The sequence below is a fragment of the Sphingobium sp. GW456-12-10-14-TSB1 genome (assembly GCF_059424385.1).
This window is the reverse complement of the sequence record NZ_JBWKZI010000001.1, coordinates 3460926-3480055: the sequence shown is the minus strand read 5'-3', so window position 1 is coordinate 3480055 and position 19130 is coordinate 3460926. Positions and strand designations below refer to the sequence as shown.

The window sequence follows — 19130 nt, the reverse complement described above, 5'->3', positions numbered from 1 at the left end:
TAACGCATGATCCTTCATAGACTTCGCCGACCCTACCCGCTGCCCCCCGGTTATGGGCAGGAAAAAACACGCACGACACCCGATCGGAAAAGCCCCCGCTTTGCCGAGTATGATGCGTCAACCAGTCACAAGACGACCGCCAAAAGGTGATTCGATGGCGGCCGGATTTCAAAAATAGACAGGGGTGCAGGGTGGGATCAAGGGCGCGGCCATTCAAAAAAATGAAATAAAGCCGTTGACTCAGCAAACCCGCGGAAAATGAAGGACAATGAAATTATTGTTCTTTTTCAATAATTTATATCGCTACCACTATGCTGCAATGCGTCGAATCGCCGGAAATGCGCGTGTCTGCATTATGACTGGTCCGTGACGGACGTGGCGAAACGACAAAAAGCCCGCCCCAATGATGGGGGCGGGCCTTTTTTGTACCGTTACTGACCCGGACGGGTTCAGCCGAGCGCGCTGACAGCCTTGGTCAGGCGGCCAAACTTGCGCGCGGCGGTGTTCTTGTGCAGCACGCCACGGGCAACACCACGCGCCAGTTCAGGCTGCACGGTCTGAAGCGCGGTCGCGGCCGCTTCCTTGTCACCGGTGGCAAGCGCGGCTTCCACCTTCTTCACCAGGGTGCGGATCCGGCTGATGCGGGCGCCGTTGATGGCAGCGCGACGTTCGTTGCGGCGGATGCGCTTCTTGGCTTGCGGCGTATTGGCCATTTAGAGTCCTCGGTTCTCGTCAATATATGAAAAGAGACCAGTCGGACTCGCCAACCCGCCTCATGAAGGTGCGCGCCTTACAGCGGTTCATTCCAGCCGTCAACCAGTGGGCGGCATCCTACTTCTGGCATTTCGGGCAGAAAAAGGTCGATCGCCCGCCATCCACCCGGCGCTGCACCGTGCCGCCACATGGGCATGCCTCCCCTTCGCGGCCATAGACGCGCCATTGCTTGGAAAAATAGCCCAATTCCCCGTCGGGCCGGGCATAATCGCGCAGCGTCGATCCGCCAGCGACGATGGCGGCCCCAAGCACCGCCCGAATCGCATCGACCAGCAGCGCCAGGCGCGCCCGACTGATCCTGCCCGCCGCGCGGGTCGGCGCGATGCCCGCCATGTTGAGCGCTTCGCACACATAGATATTGCCAAGCCCCGCCACGATTCGCTGGTCGAGCAGCGCGGCCTTGATCGACGTCGCCTTGCCATCGAGCGCGCGCGCCAGCGCCGCTGCGTCGAAATCCGGCCCCAGCGGCTCCGGTCCCATCCGGGTGAAGGGGCGATAGGTTTCCCAAGCATCGCTGCGCACCAGATCGACCGAACCGAAGCGGCGCGGATCGTTGAGCGCCAGCAGCCGCCCCGCCCCGGTTTCCAGAATCAGATGGTCATGGGTGCCGATTTCGCTGGGGTCCACCCGCCAGCGCCCGGACATGCCAAGGTGAAATATCATCATGTCGCCCCGGTCGGTGGCGATCAGCCCATATTTGGCGCGGCGGGTGAGCGCCGTCACCGTCGCGCCGGTCAGCCGCTGGCGCAGGTCGACGGGAATGGGAAAGCGCAGGTCCGCCCGGCGCGGCTCGACACGGGCAAGAACCGCGCCCTCCAGCACGGATCGCAGGCCTGCTAAGGTGGTTTCGACTTCGGGAAGCTCTGGCATGAAGGACATCTAGGCAAAGCCGTTGCCAATTCCCAGCTTCTTGGCTGGAACGACGCGCAATCTCTGTCTAGAGGATCATCCCATGAGCGAAACAGCATCCTTTGGCTATCGGGACGTCGATGCCGCCGAAAAACAGGGCATGGTCCGTGCGGTCTTTTCCAATGTCGCGGGCAAATATGACCTGATGAACGACGCCATGTCGATGGGCGCGCACCGGCTGTGGAAGGACCAGTTCGTCAGCCGGGTGAAGCCCCGGCCGCATGAGGCGATACTGGACATGGCCGGCGGCACTGGCGACATCGCCTTTCGCATGCATAAACATGGCGCCAACGTCACCGTGTCGGACATCAACCCCGAAATGCTGGGCGTGGGCATGGAGCGCGCGCAGAAAAAGGGGCTGGATGGCCTGATCTGGTCGGAACAGAATGCGGAGGAACTGACCTTCGCCGACCGCAGTTTCGACGCCTATACGATCGCCTTTGGCATCCGCAACGTCACCCATATCGACAAGGCGCTGGCCGAAGCCCATCGGGTACTCAAATTCGGCGGGCGGTTTTTCTGCCTGGAATTTTCCACGACGACCTGGCCGGGCTTTTCGGACGTCTATGACGTCTATTCGCACAAGCTGGTTCCGCAACTGGGCAAGCTGTTCGCCAATGACGCCGACAGCTATCGCTATCTGATCGAATCGATCCGCCGCTTCCCCCCCATGCCCAAGTTCGAGGGCATGATTCGCGATGCCGGGTTCGTGAACACGAAGGTCGAGCCGATCCTGGGCGGGCTGGTGGCGATCCATTCGGGCTGGAAGATTTGATCCCGGCATGACCGCCCACATCACCCATATCTGGCGGCTCCTGAAATGGGGCCGCACTTTGGCGCGTCATGGCGCGTTGCGCGGGATCGAGCACGATCCACTGACGCCCGCGCCCGTGAGGCGGCTGGTGCGGCTGGCGCGTTTCGGCGCGCGCGTGCCCAAACAGCCGCGCTATGCCGATGCGTTCCAGTCGATCGGCCCGGCTGCGATCAAGCTGGGCCAGACGCTGGCGACCCGCCCCGATCTGGTGGGGGAAGCCGCCGCGCTGGATCTGCTGCGCCTGCAGGACGCGCTGCCGCCGGTTCCCTTCGCCACGATCCGGGCCGAGATAGAGGCGAGTTTCGGCAAGCCGCTGGAGCAGATCTACGCTCGCTTCGATGAAGAGCCGGTCGGCGCGGCCTCCATCGCGCAGGTCCATCGCGCGCTGACCACCGACGGGCGCGACGTCGCGGTCAAGGTGATCCGGCCCGGCGTCATCGACCAGTTCAACCGCGACATACAGACCTATGAATGGGCGGCGGCTCATGTCGAACAACTGGGCGGCGAGATCGCCCGGCTGCGCCCGCGCCTGGTCATCGCCAATATGAAGCGCTGGACCGCGCGCGAACTGGACTTGCGGCGGGAAGCGGCCTCCGCCTCCGAACTGGCCGAAGCGATGGTTGCCGAACCGGGCTATCGCGTGCCCGCGATCGATTGGGACCGCACCACCGGCAAGGTCATGACGATGGCCTGGATCGACGGCATCAAGATTGCCGATCGCGAAGCGCTGATTGCGGCGGGGCATGACCTGCCCGCGCTGGCCGCGCGGCTGGTCAACGCCTTCCTGCGGCAGGCGATCGCGGAAGGATTCTTCCACGCCGACATGCATCAGGGCAATTTGTTCGTCTGTCCCGATGGCGACATCGTCGCGATCGATTTCGGCATCATGGGGCGGATCGACCGGCGCGCGCGCATGTGGCTGGCGGAGATTCTCTACGGGCTGATCACCGGCAATTACAAGCGCGTCGCGGAAATCCATTTCGAGGCGCAATATGTGCCCGCCCATCATAATATCGCCGAGTTCGCAACCGCCCTGCGCGCGGTGGGCGAACCGATGCGCGGCAAGCCGGTACGCGAATTGTCGGTCGGCGGGATGCTGGACGGCCTGTTCGCCATCACCCGCGATTTCGACATGCAGACCCAGCCGCACCTGCTGCTGCTGCAAAAGACGATGGTGATGGTCGAAGGCGTGGCAACCTCGCTCGATCCCGACATCAATCTGTGGGAAACCAGCGGCCCCTATGTGAAGAACTGGCTGCGCGACGAACTGGGGCCGGAGGCGAAGGTCGCCGACACGCTGATCGAAAATTGGCGCACGCTGCAACGCCTGCCCGGCCTCATCCGCAGGATCGAGGATGCTTTCCCGGAAAAAGGCGGCGCCCCACCCCCGCCGCCACTGACCGAAGTGAAGCTGATCCGCGTGGGCGGCGGCTGGCGCTACGCCCTGGTGGCGGTGCTGGCTGCGGCGGCTGGCGTCGGCGCGACATTGCTATTATCTTCATCGCTATGACCCGCGAGGAAGCCATTGCCCGGATCAAGCCGCATGAGGCCGAACTGCGCGCTGCGGGGATTACTTCGCTCGCCTTGTTCGGCTCCGTGGCGCGGGGCGATGCGCGCGCGGATTCAGACATTGATCTGATGTGCGAGATCGACAAGACGCGCGTTCATGACCTCCTTGATTTTATCGGCATACAGTTGCGGCTGAAAGATATTGTCGGTCAGCGGGTGGATCTGGTCCAGCAAGCGTTCATGCGCCCCCGGATAGCGCAAGATGCCGCCAAAGATCAAATTCGCGTGTTCTGATGCGGATAGCTGATCGTGATGCCAACCGGCTGGAACTCATCCTGCAATTGATCGCCGATATTGAGCGGCGGCTGGCGACGATGACGATCGAAATGTTCCTGGCCGATCGTGATGAACGCGATCTGACAGCTTATCGCCTCGCGACAATCGGTGAGGAAACAAGACAACTCTCTGACGCACTGAAGAATCGTCACGATCTGCCTTGGATTCAAATCTATGGAATGCGTAACGTCGTTTTCCATGATTATGTGAGCGTTGACCCTGATCTCATTTGGGGTGTTGCTAAAAGCCGCCTTGCAGCTCTTGAAGCCATGTGCCGCGCTGAACTGGATCAACACCCCTCATGACCCCTCGCATCCTCCTCATCATCTCCGGCGGCATCGCGGCCTATAAGTCGCTCGAACTCGTCCGCCTGCTGCGCAAGCGCGGGGTGAGCGTGCGGGCGGTGCTGACGGAGTCGGCGCAGCAATTCGTGACGCCCCTGTCGCTGGGGGTGCTGACCGAAAATCCGGTCTTTACCGACCTGTTCAACCTGAAGGACGAACAGGAAATCGGCCATATTCAATTGAGCCGACAGGCCGATCTGGTCGTGGTCGCGCCAGCAACCGCCAATATATTGGCCAAGATGGCGAACGGCATTGCCGATGACCTCGCCACCACCCTGTTGCTGGCGACTGACAAGCCGGTCCTGGCGGTGCCTGCCATGAATGTGCGGATGTGGCACCACCGCGCGACCCAGCGCAATCTGGAGCGGCTCCGGGCCGATGGCGTCCATATCATGACGCCAGACGATGGCGAGATGGCGTGCGGCGAATATGGCACCGGGCGACTGCCCGACCCTGAGCGGATCGTCGCGGAGATGGAGCGGCTGCTGGCCTTGCCCAAGCGGGACGATCCCCTGGCGGGGCAGCCGGATTTTGCGGCGGGCGCGCAGCGTGTCTCGACTGCGCTCGAAACGAATGGCGTTCATTTGGCCGGTCGCCATATCCTGATCACAGCCGGTCCCACGCACGAACCGATCGACCCGGTGCGCTACATCGCCAATCGATCGTCGGGAAAGCAGGGCTTTGCCATCGCCACAGCCGCCGCGCGGGCCGGTGCGCGCGTGACGCTGATCGCTGGCCCGGTCCATCTGCCCACGCCCGAAGGCGTCACCCGCATCGACGTGCAGACCGCGCGCGAGATGCTGAGCGCCGTCGAACAGGCGCTGCCCGCTGACGCCGCGATCATGGTCGCCGCCGTCGCCGACTGGCGCACTGCGGACGCCGCCGACCAGAAGCTGAAAAAGGATGGCTCCGGCCAGCCCACCCCGCTGGCGCTGGTCGAAAACCCGGACATTCTTGCGACGCTTGGCCGTCACGCACAGCGCCCCGTGCTGCTCATCGGCTTTGCCGCCGAAACCCAGAATATCGCGGGCCATGCGCAGGCCAAGCTGGCACGCAAGGGCGCGGACTGGATCGTCGCCAACGACGTGTCGGGCGATGTGATGGGCGGTGACGCCAACACGGTGCAGATCGTCACCACGTCCGGCATCGAAACCTGGCCTGCCCTGCCCAAGGGCGAGGTCGCAGGCAAATTAATCGCAAAGGTCGCCGATGTCCTCTCCCTTCGCTCCGATTGATATTCAGCTCAAGCGCCTGCCTCATGGCGCGGGCCTGCCGGTTCCTGCCTATGCCACCGCGCATGCGGCGGGCATGGACGTGGTGTCGGCGGAGGAACTGCTGCTGCCGCCGGGTGGGCGCCATGCCGTGGCCACGGGCTTTGCGATGGCAATTCCCGAAGGCTATGAGGTGCAGGTCCGCCCCCGCTCCGGCCTGGCGCTCAAGCATGGCATCAGCCTGCCCAACACGCCCGGCACCATCGACGCCGACTATCGCGGCGAATTGAAGATCATCCTCATCAATCTGGGCGATACCCCCTTCCCCATCCAGCGCGGCGACCGCATTGCCCAATTAGTCGTCGCCCCGGTCCAGCTTGCCAGCTTCACCGAGGTCGATATGCTGGATGACACCGCGCGGGGACAGGGCGGCTTTGGTTCGACAGGAGTGTGATACGCGATGACGATGCTGCTTTCGCTGATGCTGGCGACCACCCCGGTGGCCGATGCCCTGCCGCCAATGCCGCAGGATTTGACGAGCGTGCCCGTTATCGAGGGCTGGCTGGGGCGCAAGATTTCGCCGCGCTGGTCGGAAGATGTCGCCAAATTGTATCGGCGCGGCAAATGTCGTGGCGCGGTGCCCTATGAAGGGTCGAACCTGCTGGAGATCGACGTCCTGTTCCTGCTGTCGGAAGAGGGGAAGCCGCTGAAGATCGCGCCGGTCAACGCCAATTGCCCGGACGTCGAGAATTTCGTGAGCCGCCGCATCCTCAACACTTTGGGCAATTCCTTCCGCACAAAGGGGCAGGTCGTGACAAAGCCTGTGACGGTGGACGGTCGCACCATCGGCACGGCCCGCGAAACCGCCGATGACAATCGCCCGGCAGGCCCGGTCTGGATGCGGTCGCAGGTGCGCTTCCTCTGGTCCGACGCGCCATGACGCTCAGCGACGACCAGCTCGACCGCTATGCCCGCCATATCGTGCTTAAGGAGATTGGCGGCGCGGGACAGGCTCGGCTGCTGTCGGCGGACGTCGCGGTGATCGGCGCGGGCGGCATTGGCAGCCCGGCGATCCTCTATCTCGCCGCCGCCGGTGTCGGCACCATCCGCGTGATCGACGATGACATGGTGGCGCTGTCCAACCTGCAACGGCAGGTGATGTTCGGTACACAGGATGTCGGCGCGCCCAAGGCGGAAGTCGCGATGGCGGCGGTTGCGCGACTGAACCCGGACGTCAAGCTGATCCCGATCAACGGGCGGATCGATGCGGACAATGCGGCGCTGATGCTGCGCGATGCGGACGTTGTGCTGGATGGCAGCGACAGTTTCACGACCCGACTGGCGGTCGCCGACGCCGCGCAACGGTTGCGCATACCGCTCGTCTCCGCCGCGGTCGGCCCGTTCGAGGGGCAGATCGCCACCTATCGCGGCTGGGAAGCGGACAAACCCTGCTATCGCTGCCTGGTCGGCGAAGCGCAGGATGTGCCGGAGCGCAATTGCGCCGAAACCGGCGTCATCGGCGCGCTGACCGGGGCGATGGGCAGCCTTGCCGCGCTGGAGGTGATCCGCGCCCTCGTGCCGTTCGGCGCCGACATGGCCGGGCGGCTGCTGATCGCTGACCTGCTTTCCATGCGTTTCCGCACGCTGGACGTTCCCAAAGATCCCGCCTGCCCGGCCTGCGCCGTGCAACTATGCGTCCCTTAAGGATTATCGTCACCACCGCTGACGCTGAACGGCTGCGCGGCGCGCTGATGCTGGCCAGTGCGCAGGCGGCGCTGGGCGGAGCGGCGGCGCTGTTCCTGCAACTCGACGCCGTCGCCCTGCTCCGCACCCCGATCATCGCGCCACAGGATGCCGCGCATCTGGCGGCGGGCCTGCCCGACCTCGCCACCGTCCTGACCGAGGCGCAGGCGCTGGGCGTCACGATCAGCGCCTGCCAGAGCGGACTGGCGCTGTGCGGCATAGCGGCGGACGCGCTGCCGCCCGGCGTCGATGTCGGCGGGCCTGTCGGCTTCATGCAGGCGACGGGTGATGAGGCACGGCTGCTTATCGCCTGACGCCTCCCCTTCCCTTGACAGGCCGGACCGCCCATTTATGGGGAAGTCGCGGCATTTGTGGCCGCGCCATGCTTTGCCTTTCAAGGAAATCCTGTGTCCGCCATGCTCAAAATCACTCTGCCCGACGGTAACGTGCGCGAAGTAGCGCCCGGTACTACCCCGGCGGATATTGCAGCGGCGATCGGACCGGGGCTGGCCAAGGCGGCGATTGCGGCGCGGGTGGATGGCGAATTGCGCGACATCAACCGCCCGCTGGAGCAGGACGCGACGCTGGCGCTGGTGACGGCCAAGGATGAGGCCGACGCGCTGGAACTGGCGCGGCATGATTTTGCCCATGTCCTGGCCGAAGCGGTGCAGGCGCTGTTCCCCGGCACGCAGATCACCTTTGGCCCGTCGACCGACGATGGCTTTTATTATGATTTCGCGCCCAACCCCGACCGTGGCCCTTTCACGGACGAGGATCTGCCCGCGATCGAGGCGAAAATGCGCGAGATTATCGCCGCCAACAAGCCGTTGCGCCGCGAAGTCATCGCCCGCGACACGCTGATCGCGCAATGGCAGGCGGCGGGCGAGACGTTCAAGGCGCAATGGGCCGCCGAACTGCCGCAGGGCGAGGAACTGACCGTCTATCATAGCGGCGACTCCTGGTATGACATGTGCCGTGGCCCGCATCTTGCCTCGACCGGACGGCTCGATCCGTCCGCCTTCAAGCTGACGCGCGTGTCGGGCGCTTATTGGCGCGGCGACCAGAACAATGCGATGCTCAGCCGCATCTACGGCACTGGCTGGCTCAACAAGAAGCAGCTGGCCGAACATCTGACGCGCCTCGAAGAAGCAGCCAAGCGCGACCATCGCAAGCTTGGCGCGGAGATGGACCTGTTCCACCTGCAACAGGAAGCGCATGGCAGCGTGTTCTGGCACCCCAAGGGCTATCTGATCTGGCGTCAGCTGGAAGCCTATATGCGCCGCGCGATCGACGATGCGGGCTATCGCGAGGTCAAGACGCCGCAGGTGATGGACGCGCGCCAGTGGGAAACGTCGGGCCATTGGGGCAAATATCGCGAAAATATGTTCGTCATCCCCGACGAAGTGCCCAACGTCGACGATGAAGGCCCGCTGGTGTCGGACGATGCCGACTGGATGGCGCTCAAACCCATGAACTGCCCGGCGCATGTGCTGATCTTCCGCCAGGGGATCAAAAGCTATCGCGACCTGCCGATGCGCCTGTACGAAAATGGCTGCTGCCACCGCAACGAGCCGCATGGCGCGCTGCACGGGCTGATGCGGGTGCGGCAATTCACCCAGGATGACGCGCATATCTTCTGCCGCGAGGACCAGATTGTCGAGGAAGTCCGCGCCTTCTGCGCGCTGGCCGACCGCATCTACAAGGATTTCGGCTTCACCTACTCGATCAAGCTGGCGCTGCGCCCCGAAAAGCGGTTCGGCAGCGAAGAGATGTGGGACAAGGCGGAGAATGAACTGCGCGCAGCCGTCGCCGCCGCGGGCCTCAACACGCCGGAGTTCGGCTGGGAGGAATTGCCGGGCGAAGGCGCTTTCTATGCGCCAAAGCTGGAATGGCACCTCACTGATGCGATCGGCCGGACCTGGCAGGTCGGCACGATCCAGTCGGACCGGGTGCTGCCCGAACGGCTCGACGCCTCTTATGTCGGCGAAGATGGCGAGCGCCATCGCCCCGTCATGCTCCACCGCGCCATTTTCGGCAGCTATGAACGCTTCATCGGCATTCTGATCGAACATTATGCCGGGCGCTTCCCGGCTTGGCTCGCGCCGGTGCAGGCCGTCGTCGCGACCATCGTGTCGGACGCGGACGATTATGCGGGCGAGGTGCTGGCGAAGCTGCGCGCGGCGGGCATCAGGGCCGAAGCGGACCTGCGCAACGAGAAGATCAATTACAAGGTGCGCGAACATAGCCTGGCCAAGGTGCCCAACCTGCTGGTCGTTGGCCGGCGCGAAGCGGAGGAAGGCAAGGTCGCGCTGCGCGTGCTGGGCAGCGAGGGGCAGAGCTTCCTTTCGCTCGATGAGGCGATTTCGCGCCTTGCAAATGAGGCCCGCGCACCCGATATGCTATAGAGGCTGCAAGGCCACAGGGTTCGTGATTCCTTGATTGAGGGTCGCGGACCCCTTTGCGCTTTGCCAAAAAGCCGCTAAGAGCCACTCGTTTTTGCAACGACCATAGGAGATACTGCTATACGTCCCCCGATGATGCGCCGCCCGCTGGCGCCGCCGCCGAAGTCCGGCCCTCGCTATAATGAATTCATCACCGTGCCCAAGGTGCGCGTGATCGATGATGAAGGCGAAAATCTGGGTGTGATGTTTACGCAGGAAGCGATCGAACAGGCGGCCGATGTTGGGCTGGACCTGGTCGAAGTATCGCCCAATGCCGACCCGCCGGTCTGCAAGTTTCTGGACATCGGCAAGTTCAAATACGAAGCCCAGAAAAAGGCGAATATCGCCCGCAAGACGCAAAAGACGCAGGAACTCAAAGAGATCAAGATGCGTCCGAACATCGACGATCATGATTATGATACGAAGATGAAGAAGGTGCATGACTTCATCGGCGACGGCGACAAGGTGAAGATCACCCTGCGCTTCCGTGGCCGCGAACTCAGCCACCAGCAACTCGGCATGGCCCTGCTCCAGCGCGTCGCGGAAAATGTCGCCGAAGTCGCCAAGGTCGAAGCCTATCCCCGCATGGAAGGCCGCCAGATGCTGATGGTGCTGGCCCCGAAATAAACGCGGGCTTCCGGGTTAAGAGATAGAGGGCGGTGCCGCGAGGCGCCGCCCTTTTTCGTTGCGGCTGGCGCTGATCCGGGTGGCCGGAAATAGGAAATGCAGGGCTTAACTTCGCATATTTCCCGGTAAATCGGACATAGGATTTCCTACATTTGTAATTTTATTATGGGCAAGGTTGACGTGTGGGCTGGCGGTGGAAAGAGCCGGGGTGACTTTATCAGAGGGGTGGGTTGTAGGACAGGCGTTGGGTGGAGGGTGGTTCGATGGGAGGGGCATTACCGCCTTGCGCCAATCTCAGCCGTTCAACTGCGATTTTGCCGTGCCTAGAAGCGGACATTCAAATGTTAAGCGGTTCTGGGACGAAACTGCCGACGGTCACCGCAATTGGCAGCGACCGGTTAGCTGGGAGCCGGCCATTTCTAGATCGGCGTGCGCGGTGAAATGGAGGGTCAAATTCGAGATTCTCATCATCGATATCGACTGATTTCGACAGGCTTGATAACTCGGCTTCCATGGGGAGTTTCAAGCATTGCTGACCATTTATCTTGACGATAGCGACGCCGACACTGGCGCTGTCATGACCATCGCAGGCTATCTTGCAGAGCAGGACGATTGGGCCAGATTCGAGGCCCACGCTGAAAAAGTGTGCCACGATTTTGATGTGGACGTGATCCATTGTCGCGAATTTGAAAAGAACAAGGGCTGCTTCAAGGGATGGTCCATTCCTCGGAAGACTGCCTTCATGCTGGCGATCCGCGATGCCATGTTGGGCACCGTACTTTGCGGCATCAGCCGCTCGATGCCCAAGGACGGGACTGTCAGGAATTTCGTGTGCGGCGAGGCATAATGGGCAACAAGGAGACCCAATATGTCACGACGGAAAGAACCCTCAATACCGAACGCCATTCTCGATCAGTTGCTGGCCGGCACTGACGCGGCAGCGGCACTCAGCCAAGGCGGCCTGCTCGATTCTTTGAAGAAGGCCTTTGCCGAACGCGCCCTCAACGCGGAGATGGATCACCATCTTGGCCAGGAGGAGCAAGGGAACAACAGCCGGAACGGCTATGGCCGCAAGACGGTGACGACCGACGGTGGACGGATCGAGATCGAGGTTCCGCGTGATCGAGCGGGCAGCTTCGATCCTCAACTGATCGCCAAGTATCAGCGTCGCTTTCCCGGCTTCGATGACAAGATCATCTCGATGTATGCGCGCGGCATGAGCACCCGTGAGATCACCGGGCATCTGCGCGAACTATACGGCATAGAGGCCTCGCCCGACCTGATCAGCACGATCACCGACGCTGTGCTGGAGGAGGTTGCGGCCTGGCAGCAGCGGCCTCTGGACCCAGCCTATCCGTTGGTTTTCTTCGATGCGATCCGGGTCAAGATCCGCGACGAGGGGATGGTCCGCAATAAGGCGATCCATATTGCCCTGGGCGTCATGGCCGACGGCACCAAGGTGGTCCTTGGGCTATGGCTGGAGCAGAATGAAGGCGCCAAATTCTGGCTGCGCGTCATGAACGAACTGCGCAATCGCGGCGTCGAGGATATCATGCTGGCCGTCGTCGATGGCCTCAAGGGCTTTCCCGATGCCATCACCGCCGTCTTCCCCGAAGCGATGGTCCAGACCTGCATCGTCCATCTCCTGAGGAACTCGATGGATTTCGTGGCATGGAAGGATCGCAAGGCGCTCGGAACAGCCCTGAAGGCCATCTATCGTGCCGTCGATGCCGCAGCCGCCGAGGAGGCGCTGACCGCCTTCGAAGCCAGCTTCTGGGGCCAGCGCTATCCCGCTATCGGCCAGAGCTGGCGCCGGGCATGGCCTGAGGTCATCCCATTTTTCGCCTTCCCCGACGAGGTCAGGCGGATCGTCTATACGACCAATTCAATCGAGGCCCTCAATTCCAAGCTCCGCCGCGCTGTCCGGGCGCGGGGCCATTTCCCCAACGATGAGGCGGCGACAAAGCTGCTCTATCTGATCTTGAACCGATCGGAGAAAGAGTGGAAAATGCCACCGCGTGAGTGGAACATGGCGAAGGCGCAATTTGCCGTGCTCTTCGGCGAACGTTGTCAAACGGCGTTCAAAAGGGACCCCCGATCGGCGTCGAAGAGGGACCCCCTTTTCAGATAATATGATGCTGGTTTGTTGAAGATGGCCTTGCGCTGCGTGCGGCGGAGGGCGGGCGTAGCCCGACCGGAGGCGCGCGCAGCGCAAGATAGATTTTTGAAGGCGCCGAAGGTGGCTGTCAGCTGCGGTTTTTGAAGCGCCAGCTGTCGTTGCCCGTCTCGACGATATCGCAGTGGTGGGTGACGCGGTCGAGCAGCGCCGTGGTCATCTTGGGATCGCCGAACACGGTCGGCCATTCGCCGAAGGCGAGGTTCGTGGTGATGATGACGCTGGTCCGCTCATAAAGCTTGCTGATGAGGTGGAACAGCAACTGCCCTCCCGAGCGGGCGAACGGCAGATAACCGAGCTCGTCGAGAACGATCAGGTCGAGCCGCGACAGCTGCGCCGCCAGGGTCCCGCCTTTGCCGATCCGGGTCTCCTCTTCGAGGCGTGTCACCAGATCGACGGTGTTGAAGTAGCGGGCGCGAGCGCCCCTTCGCACGACATTGGCGGTGATCGCGATGGCGAGGTGGGTCTTGCCTGTCCCCGTGCCGCCGACCAGCACGATATTGCGGCGAGGCGGGAGGAAGGAGCCATCGTGAAGGGAGCGGATCATCTCCTCATTGATCGGTGTGCCCTCGAAGCTGAACCGCTCCAGGTCCTTCACCACGGGCAGCCTCGCAGCCGTCATCCGATAGCGGATGGAGGCTGCATCCCGGTGGGTCGCCTCAGCACGGAGCAGGTCGGTCAGTATCTCCATGGTGGTGCGCTTGCGCTGGAGGCCGGTGGTGACCGCCTCGTCGAACGCCGCCGCCATGCCCTTGAGTCCGAGGCCGCGCATCGTGTCGATCATATCATGCCGCTGCATCATAGCCTCGCAGCAGATCATAGCGGGCACAGTCGGCGAGCGGAGGATGCTGCAGCATCCGGTCTTCCGAAGTGACGATGCTGTGGGGTGTCGCCGGCTCGCGGCGCCGGGAGAGGATGTTGAGGATCAGCTCGTCGCTGGCCGTTCCGTTCGCCAACGCTTCGCGCACGGCAGCCTCTACCGGCTCCAGGCCATCGGTGAGCACCGCCGAGAGGACCCGCACGAACCTGCGATCGGCCTCGTCCCCGGTGCCGAGCCTTCGCCGTAATCGGTGCAGGGCGGGCGGCAGATCCCAGTCCTGGAACGGTGCGCCGTTACGCAGCGCGCCGGGCTTGTGCGCGAGGACCGGCAGATAATGCCAGGGATCGTATATCGTGCGGTTCCGACCGAAGTGGCGCTCATGCTCCCCGACGATCGCATCGCCGCAGCGTATGACGATGCGATCGGCATAGGAGCGCACCTGAACGGTCCGGCGTGCGGCCGTCGACATGACCGAGTAGCGGTTGCGATCGAAGCTGATGAGGCAGGTGCCGGTGACGGCATGCTCGCTCTCATGGAAGCCGTCGAACGGTGCCAGGATCGGCTGCAGGGCCGGTCGCTCCATATCCAGCGCCTCGGCGACGGTAATATCCCCGCGTTCGGGATGGGCATGATGCTCGGCCCAGCGCCGGCACTCGGCCTCCAGCCACCCGTTGAGCTCGGCCAGGCTGGCGAACCGGAGCCGCGGCTGGAAGAAGCGGCCTCGGATTGTCTGGACCTGCTGCTCGACCTGGCCCTTCTCCCATCCCGCCGCCGGCGAGCAGGCGGTCGGCTCGACCATGTAATGATCGGTCATGATCAGGAAGCGGCGGTTGAACACACGCTCCTTGCCGGTGAACACGGCCGTCACCGCCGTCTTCATATTATCGTAGATACCGCGTCGCGGCACACCGCCGAAGAACGCGAACGCCCGGGCATGGGCATCGAACAGCATCTCCTGGCCCTCGCGCGGATAGGCCCGGACATAGGGTGCGCGCGAGTCGCAGAGACGCATATGCGCCACCTTCACCCGCATCGGCTTGCCGGCGATCTCCACATCCTCGTGGCTCCAGTCGAACTGGTAGGCCTCACCCGGCTGGAAGGTCATCGGGATGAACGCCGGTGCGCCTTCGCCAGCATCCTTCCGCCGCGCAGCACGCCAGCGCGCCGCATAGCGGCGCACCGCATCATAGGATCCATCGAACCCCTCGCGCACCAGCAGGTCATGGATACGCGTCATCCGTAGCCGATCGCGGCGGCCGCGACCTTCGTTCTCCTCAAGCAGCGCATCGAGACGATCCTGATAAGGACCGATCCGCGGCAGCGGCTGGACTTTGCGCTGATAGTTGAACGCCGCCTCCGGCGACCGGATCGCTTTGCGGACGACCTTCCGCGACAAACGAAGGTCACGAGCGATCGCCTTGATCGCCTTACCCGCTGCATGCTCACGCCGAATCCGAACCACTGTCTCCACGATCAACATCCCGTTCTCGCCAACTGATCAAAACCAGTCGGCCGACTAAATCCCCGGGATGAAGGGGTCCTTTTTGCACGCCGATCACCCCACGAAGGGGGTGCCTATTGCACGCTGATCCTCAGGCGAACGTTTCATCAGGGCCATGACGGCCTGATGGTCAACCGCCTCGCCGCACACGAAATTCCTGACAGTCCCCCCAAGGACTACTACAAGGCGCGCAAAGCCCAACTGCGCCTCAACCCCCAGATCGGCGCATATGGCTTCTGCTTCGGCACCATCGTGCATACGCTCTGCCACGGTAATGAGGTTGGGCTGATGGATCAGGTTAAAGCTGAAGGCGTGGCTTACAAGGTCGAGACGGGCCACAAAAATAACCCTGAGCTAGAAGCCTATATCCAAAGCGAGGTTGAGCACGGCAATTTAACCGCCGCGACGAGCATCGAATTTGTAGAAAAGACCAGTTGCCGCGCGATCCAAATTGCTGACCTTTACGCATTTTTCTCTCGTAAGAAGGCGAACAGATGGTTCAAATCCAAGGGCAAGCTCGCCTATTTCCCAGACGTGATTGACCTGCACATCCAACCGCTCATCCCGCACTTCAACGGACTGGTGGAAGAACCATACACTAGCGCAACGAACCTCCGAACCGGTGCTGAATTTCAGATCAAAGGCTTGGTGACAAATCTTTAGGCAGGACGCGTCCGTGTCGAACCCGACCGTCAAATCAGCATCACGTCTGACAATATCATCTTAAGGCACGCGAATGTCAGCCATCCCGTTTGCCTCGCTCCAAACCGGACATTCGCCTGCCGGCCACACCGAGCCATCGCTCAAGCCGACGGCTTGTCCCGATACAGCGCCGGGAACATCGCCTTGAACGCCGCCAGCTTGGGGGCGTCCCAGCGCAATATGTAGGGATGGCGCGGGTTTTTGCGCATGAAGTCCTGATGATAGGCGTCGGCGTCCTGAAAGCCGGTGAAGCGCTCCACCTTGGTCACTACCGGGTCGCGCCACAGGCCGGCCTTGTCCAGTTGCGCCAGATAGGCGGTCGCGGCCTTGGCCTGTTCGGCGTTCAGCGGAAAGAGCGCGCTGCGATATTGGGTGCCATGGTCCGGCCCCTGATAGTTGAGCGTCGTGGGATCGGCGATGACCGAGAAGAAGATGCGCAGCAGCGTGGCGTAGCTGACCTGCTTGGGGTCGTAGGTGACGCGGACGGCTTCGGCAAAGCCGGTGTCGCCGCCGCTGACCATGGCATAATCGACGCGGCGGTTGCGCGGGCCTCCGGCAAAGCCCGACTTGACGAGCTGGACGCCCTTCACATGGGAAAAGACGCCTTCGACGCCCCAATAGCAGCCGCCTGCGAATATCGCGGTTTCCAGGCTGCGGGTGGGCGCGGCGTCGATGGTGGCGACAGGGGCAAGGACCGGGCGCTCGGCGCGCACCGGGGACGCGACGGCGATCGCCGCGAAAATGGCAAGGGCGATGCCGTCAGCGCGCCGCATGATGGGCGCTGGTCGCGGCGATCGCCGGGGAACTGAGGATCGGTTGTTCATCGGGCTGGAGCATGACCATGCCGACCGCACCGATCGCAAACCCGCCCAGAAAGCGCAGGAATAAATCGGATTTCAAAAACGTCATCATGGCCTGTGCCTTTCTTATTCTTTGGTTTCGGCTGATCAGGCCGATCGGTTACATCCCCGTGCCTTGCCCCTTGCTGAATATCGCGCCGCGCGGGTGCGGCTTTCGACAGAGGCAAGAAACAGAACGACGAACGGAGAGTCGCCTTAAATCAGTTTCGTTATGCAACGCGGATATAGAGCGTTCCGCGCTGCCTGCAAGACGGCGCGGGTGGAAAAGGACCGTTTCCCTTTTCGTCACCCTGAACTTGTTTCAGGGTCCATCGCGCCAGATCAAGCGGCGGCTGGTGGGCACAATGGATGCTGAAACACGTTCAGCATGACGGTAGAAAGAAAGCGGAAAGTCCCGTGCCGGGGAGGTTTATTTCAGCGCGGCGCAGGCTTCCTGGATGCGGGTGCAGGCCTTTTTCAGCACCTCTTCCGACGTCGCATAGCTGATGCGGAAGGCGGGCGAGAGGCCGAAGGCCGCGCCATGGACGGCGGCGACCTTGGCCTCGTCCAGGAAATAGCCGATCAGCGTTTCGTCGCTGTCGATCGTCACCCCCTTGGGCGTCACCTTGCCGATCACGCCGCTGGCGTCGGGATAGACATAGAAAGCGCCTTCGGGCGTCGGGCAATCGAGGCCCGGCGCGTCATTGAGCATCGCGACGACCATGTCGCGGCGCTTCTTGAACGCGGCGTTGCGCTCTTCCAGAAAATCCTGCGGCCCGGTGAGCGCGGCGACGGCGGCGGCCTGGCTGATCGAGCAGGGATTGCTGGTCGACTGCGATTGCAGCTTGCCCATCGCCTTGATGATCCATTCGGGGCCACCGGCAAAACCGATGCGCCAGCCGGTCATCGAGAAAGCCTTGGAACAGCCATTGACCGTCAGCGTGCGGTCATACAGTTCCGGGCAGACCTGCGCGATGGTGGCGAAGGGGGTCGTCGCGTACCAGACATGCTCATACATATCGTCGGTCATGATGAGGACATGGGGATGGCGCAGCAGCACGTCCGCCAGTTCCTTCAGCTCCGCCGCCGAATAGGCCGCGCCGGAGGGGTTGGACGGCGAATTGAGCATCACCCATTTGGTGCGCGGGGTGATCGCCGCTTCCAGCTGGGCGGCGGTGATCTTGTAGCCCTGGCTCGCCGGCCCCTCGATGAATACCGGCGTGCCGCCAGCGAAATTGACGATGTCGGGATAGCTCACCCAATAAGGCGCCGGGATGATGACTTCATCGCCCGCGTCCACGGTGGCGACCAGCGCGTTGAACAAGGTGTGCTTGCCGCCGGAATTGACCGTGATCTGGCTGCGCTTGTAGGTCAGGCCATTGTCGCGCTGAAACTTGAACATCACCGCTTCCTTGACGTCGGCGGTGCCGTCCACGTCGGTATAGCGGGTCAGGTTGTTGCGAATGGCGGCAATGCCCGCTTCCTTGACGAAATCGGGCGTGTCGAAATCCGGCTCCCCGGCCGACAGGCCAATCACGTCCACGCCCTGCGCCTTGAGCGCATTCACACGCGCGCTCATGGCGAGCGTGGCGGACGGCTGGATACGACCAAGGGCGGCGGAAGTCTGGCTCATGACAACAATCTTTCGAAAGAATCCCCAACGCCCGCAACATTAGCGGACGCGGCGGTCCTTAGTGCGCAACGGACGCAGGGGCAACCGGCCAGTTACCGCTTCCTGGCTTTACGGCAGAATGATGTGGCTAATGCGCCAGTGTCGCGGCGACCATGCCGCGCGCGGCATTGCCGATGAAGAAGCCATCGTCGAGATCTTGCGGGCGAAGATCGGCCTCCACCGCCTCGCCCATGTCGATCAGGCTCTGGCGCAGGATGCCGGGCAGCAACCCGCGCGATCGCGGCGGGGTGAGCAATTTGTCGCCCCGCTCGACAAAGATCGAGGAGAAGCAGCATTCGGTGAGATAGCCCTGCGCATCGATCAGCGCGACTTCATAGGTGCCGCCGCGTTGCAGCGCATCGCGGTAGAGCGAACGGTCGGTGGTCTTGTGCAGCAGGCGCAGGTCGTCGGCGGGCGCATGGCGCGGTACGACCTTGACCGGCACGATCGCGCCCGGCCAGGCGATCCGGTCGCGCACCTCGATCGCCACTGCCCCGCCGCGCGACACCATCAGCCGCACCCGGCTATGGTCGCGCAGGCGGAAGGTCGCGGCCTGCAATTCGTTGCGCACGCCATGGCGATCGAAGGCGAAGCCAAGCGCATCGGCGCTCGCCTTCAACCGGGCAAGGTGCAGCTCCAGCAACCTGATGCCTTCGAGCGGGTCGAAGGCCATGGTTTCGAGCAGATCATAGCGTCCATCAGCCAGTGACAT

22 protein-coding genes are annotated in these 19130 nt (G+C 62.8%); 14 read left to right on the top strand and 8 right to left on the bottom strand.

Annotated features, from left to right (window positions below):
- Window positions 1-449 precede the first annotated feature (449 nt).
- Together rpsT and mutM are read right to left on the bottom strand one after the other, a co-directional pair.
- On the bottom strand, window positions 450-713 hold the full coding sequence (gene rpsT / locus AC07X9_RS17125) for a 30S ribosomal protein S20 (protein ID WP_017180993.1): 264 nt from the start codon (window positions 711-713) through the stop codon (window positions 450-452).
- Between the two features lie 118 nt (window positions 714-831).
- Window positions 832-1644: a bifunctional DNA-formamidopyrimidine glycosylase/DNA-(apurinic or apyrimidinic site) lyase gene (gene mutM, locus AC07X9_RS17120; protein WP_026002041.1), complete on the bottom strand. Its 813-nt coding sequence runs from the start codon at window positions 1642-1644 to the stop codon at window positions 832-834.
- Between the two features lie 82 nt (window positions 1645-1726).
- On the opposite strand from mutM, the gene AC07X9_RS17115 reads away from it, so the two are divergent.
- The 13 genes from AC07X9_RS17115 (at window position 1727) to AC07X9_RS17055 (ending at window position 12839) form a co-directional block, all read left to right on the top strand.
- Window positions 1727-2458 (top strand): class I SAM-dependent methyltransferase, encoded by a 732-nt coding sequence (locus tag AC07X9_RS17115; RefSeq protein WP_017180991.1) that lies wholly within the window; start codon window positions 1727-1729, stop codon window positions 2456-2458.
- A gap of 7 nt (window positions 2459-2465) precedes the next feature.
- Window positions 2466-4007, top strand: coding sequence for a 2-polyprenylphenol 6-hydroxylase (gene ubiB / locus AC07X9_RS17110; RefSeq protein ID WP_017180990.1), 1542 nt, complete (start codon window positions 2466-2468; stop codon window positions 4005-4007).
- Window positions 4004-4300, top strand: a complete 297-nt coding sequence (locus AC07X9_RS17105; protein ID WP_017180989.1) for a nucleotidyltransferase family protein — start codon at window positions 4004-4006, stop codon at window positions 4298-4300. The genes ubiB and AC07X9_RS17105 overlap by 4 nt, the downstream gene beginning before the upstream one ends.
- Window positions 4300-4647 carry a HepT-like ribonuclease domain-containing protein gene (locus tag AC07X9_RS17100; RefSeq protein ID WP_017180988.1) on the top strand — a complete coding sequence of 116 codons (348 nt, stop codon included), beginning with the start codon at window positions 4300-4302 and terminating at the stop codon, window positions 4645-4647. Before AC07X9_RS17105 ends, AC07X9_RS17100 begins: the two co-directional genes overlap by 1 nt.
- Entirely contained in the window at window positions 4644-5921 is a 1278-nt protein-coding gene (locus AC07X9_RS17095; RefSeq protein WP_017180987.1) for a bifunctional phosphopantothenoylcysteine decarboxylase/phosphopantothenate synthase, read from the top strand. The genes AC07X9_RS17100 and AC07X9_RS17095 overlap by 4 nt, the downstream gene beginning before the upstream one ends.
- Complete coding sequence (gene dut, locus AC07X9_RS17090) at window positions 5896-6351, top strand: dUTP diphosphatase (protein ID WP_017180986.1); 456 nt, start codon at window positions 5896-5898, stop codon at window positions 6349-6351. Before AC07X9_RS17095 ends, dut begins: the two co-directional genes overlap by 26 nt.
- Before the next feature lie 6 nt (window positions 6352-6357).
- Window positions 6358-6837: a hypothetical protein gene (locus AC07X9_RS17085; RefSeq protein ID WP_019054530.1), complete on the top strand. Its 480-nt coding sequence runs from the start codon at window positions 6358-6360 to the stop codon at window positions 6835-6837.
- The gene (locus AC07X9_RS17080) at window positions 6834-7601 is read left to right on the top strand and encodes a HesA/MoeB/ThiF family protein (RefSeq protein WP_086485924.1); all 768 of its coding nucleotides are present in this window, start codon (window positions 6834-6836) and stop codon (window positions 7599-7601) included. Before AC07X9_RS17085 ends, AC07X9_RS17080 begins: the two co-directional genes overlap by 4 nt.
- Window positions 7589-7954: a DsrE family protein gene (locus tag AC07X9_RS17075; protein ID WP_017184054.1), complete on the top strand. Its 366-nt coding sequence runs from the start codon at window positions 7589-7591 to the stop codon at window positions 7952-7954. The genes AC07X9_RS17080 and AC07X9_RS17075 overlap by 13 nt, the downstream gene beginning before the upstream one ends.
- Window positions 7955-8056: 102 nt before the next feature.
- Window positions 8057-10045, top strand: a complete 1989-nt coding sequence (gene thrS / locus AC07X9_RS17070) for a threonine--tRNA ligase (protein WP_017184053.1) — start codon at window positions 8057-8059, stop codon at window positions 10043-10045.
- 129 nt (window positions 10046-10174) lie between these two features.
- Window positions 10175-10708: a translation initiation factor IF-3 gene (gene infC, locus AC07X9_RS17065; protein WP_019054534.1), complete on the top strand. Its 534-nt coding sequence runs from the start codon at window positions 10175-10177 to the stop codon at window positions 10706-10708.
- A 529-nt stretch (window positions 10709-11237) separates the two neighbouring features.
- Complete coding sequence (locus AC07X9_RS17060; RefSeq protein WP_017184051.1) at window positions 11238-11555, top strand: hypothetical protein; 318 nt, start codon at window positions 11238-11240, stop codon at window positions 11553-11555.
- A gap of 21 nt (window positions 11556-11576) precedes the next feature.
- Window positions 11577-12839: an IS256 family transposase gene (locus AC07X9_RS17055; RefSeq protein WP_254908088.1), complete on the top strand. Its 1263-nt coding sequence runs from the start codon at window positions 11577-11579 to the stop codon at window positions 12837-12839.
- Between the two features lie 115 nt (window positions 12840-12954).
- Here AC07X9_RS17055 and istB read toward each other — a convergent pair whose 3' ends face one another.
- Window positions 12955-13683, bottom strand: coding sequence for an IS21-like element helper ATPase IstB (gene istB / locus AC07X9_RS17050; protein WP_031304487.1), 729 nt, complete (start codon window positions 13681-13683; stop codon window positions 12955-12957).
- The gene (gene istA / locus AC07X9_RS17045; protein ID WP_021238707.1) at window positions 13670-15184 is read right to left on the bottom strand and encodes an IS21 family transposase; all 1515 of its coding nucleotides are present in this window, start codon (window positions 15182-15184) and stop codon (window positions 13670-13672) included. The genes istB and istA overlap by 14 nt, the downstream gene beginning before the upstream one ends.
- Before the next feature lie 147 nt (window positions 15185-15331).
- Here istA and AC07X9_RS17040 point away from each other — a divergent pair, with 147 nt between their 5' ends.
- A complete protein-coding gene (locus tag AC07X9_RS17040; RefSeq protein WP_037514385.1) occupies window positions 15332-15868 on the top strand; it encodes a hypothetical protein in 537 nt (178 codons plus the stop codon).
- A gap of 140 nt (window positions 15869-16008) precedes the next feature.
- Here AC07X9_RS17040 and msrA read toward each other — a convergent pair whose 3' ends face one another.
- The 4 genes from msrA to AC07X9_RS17020 form a co-directional block, all read right to left on the bottom strand.
- Window positions 16009-16680: a peptide-methionine (S)-S-oxide reductase MsrA gene (msrA, locus tag AC07X9_RS17035; RefSeq protein ID WP_017182608.1), complete on the bottom strand. Its 672-nt coding sequence runs from the start codon at window positions 16678-16680 to the stop codon at window positions 16009-16011.
- The gene (locus AC07X9_RS17030; protein WP_017182607.1) at window positions 16667-16819 is read right to left on the bottom strand and encodes a hypothetical protein; all 153 of its coding nucleotides are present in this window, start codon (window positions 16817-16819) and stop codon (window positions 16667-16669) included. The genes msrA and AC07X9_RS17030 overlap by 14 nt, the downstream gene beginning before the upstream one ends.
- Window positions 16820-17176: 357 nt before the next feature.
- Window positions 17177-18379, bottom strand: a complete 1203-nt coding sequence (locus AC07X9_RS17025; protein ID WP_017182606.1) for a pyridoxal phosphate-dependent aminotransferase — start codon at window positions 18377-18379, stop codon at window positions 17177-17179.
- A gap of 127 nt (window positions 18380-18506) precedes the next feature.
- The gene (locus AC07X9_RS17020; RefSeq protein WP_017182605.1) at window positions 18507-19130 is read right to left on the bottom strand and encodes an aminotransferase class IV; all 624 of its coding nucleotides are present in this window, start codon (window positions 19128-19130) and stop codon (window positions 18507-18509) included.

Coding starts and splice junctions, on each gene's coding strand:
- rpsT (WP_017180993.1), bottom strand. CDS start 713: ATGGCCAATACGCCGCAAGCCAAGAAGCGCATCCGCCGCAACGAACGT.
- mutM (WP_026002041.1), bottom strand. CDS start 1,644: ATGCCAGAGCTTCCCGAAGTCGAAACCACCTTAGCAGGCCTGCGATCC.
- AC07X9_RS17115 (WP_017180991.1), top strand. CDS start 1,727: ATGAGCGAAACAGCATCCTTTGGCTATCGGGACGTCGATGCCGCCGAA.
- ubiB (WP_017180990.1), top strand. CDS start 2,466: ATGACCGCCCACATCACCCATATCTGGCGGCTCCTGAAATGGGGCCGC.
- AC07X9_RS17105 (WP_017180989.1), top strand. CDS start 4,004: ATGACCCGCGAGGAAGCCATTGCCCGGATCAAGCCGCATGAGGCCGAA.
- AC07X9_RS17100 (WP_017180988.1), top strand. CDS start 4,300: ATGCGGATAGCTGATCGTGATGCCAACCGGCTGGAACTCATCCTGCAA.
- AC07X9_RS17095 (WP_017180987.1), top strand. CDS start 4,644: ATGACCCCTCGCATCCTCCTCATCATCTCCGGCGGCATCGCGGCCTAT.
- dut (WP_017180986.1), top strand. CDS start 5,896: ATGTCCTCTCCCTTCGCTCCGATTGATATTCAGCTCAAGCGCCTGCCT.
- AC07X9_RS17085 (WP_019054530.1), top strand. CDS start 6,358: ATGACGATGCTGCTTTCGCTGATGCTGGCGACCACCCCGGTGGCCGAT.
- AC07X9_RS17080 (WP_086485924.1), top strand. CDS start 6,834: ATGACGCTCAGCGACGACCAGCTCGACCGCTATGCCCGCCATATCGTG.
- AC07X9_RS17075 (WP_017184054.1), top strand. CDS start 7,589: ATGCGTCCCTTAAGGATTATCGTCACCACCGCTGACGCTGAACGGCTG.
- thrS (WP_017184053.1), top strand. CDS start 8,057: ATGCTCAAAATCACTCTGCCCGACGGTAACGTGCGCGAAGTAGCGCCC.
- infC (WP_019054534.1), top strand. CDS start 10,175: ATGATGCGCCGCCCGCTGGCGCCGCCGCCGAAGTCCGGCCCTCGCTAT.
- AC07X9_RS17055 (WP_254908088.1), top strand. CDS start 11,577: ATGTCACGACGGAAAGAACCCTCAATACCGAACGCCATTCTCGATCAG.
- istB (WP_031304487.1), bottom strand. CDS start 13,683: ATGCAGCGGCATGATATGATCGACACGATGCGCGGCCTCGGACTCAAG.
- istA (WP_021238707.1), bottom strand. CDS start 15,184: ATGTTGATCGTGGAGACAGTGGTTCGGATTCGGCGTGAGCATGCAGCG.
- AC07X9_RS17040 (WP_037514385.1), top strand. CDS start 15,332: ATGGTCAACCGCCTCGCCGCACACGAAATTCCTGACAGTCCCCCCAAG.
- msrA (WP_017182608.1), bottom strand. CDS start 16,680: ATGCGGCGCGCTGACGGCATCGCCCTTGCCATTTTCGCGGCGATCGCC.
- AC07X9_RS17030 (WP_017182607.1), bottom strand. CDS start 16,819: ATGATGACGTTTTTGAAATCCGATTTATTCCTGCGCTTTCTGGGCGGG.
- AC07X9_RS17025 (WP_017182606.1), bottom strand. CDS start 18,379: ATGAGCCAGACTTCCGCCGCCCTTGGTCGTATCCAGCCGTCCGCCACG.
- AC07X9_RS17020 (WP_017182605.1), bottom strand. CDS start 19,130: ATGTCACTGGCTGATGGACGCTATGATCTGCTCGAAACCATGGCCTTC.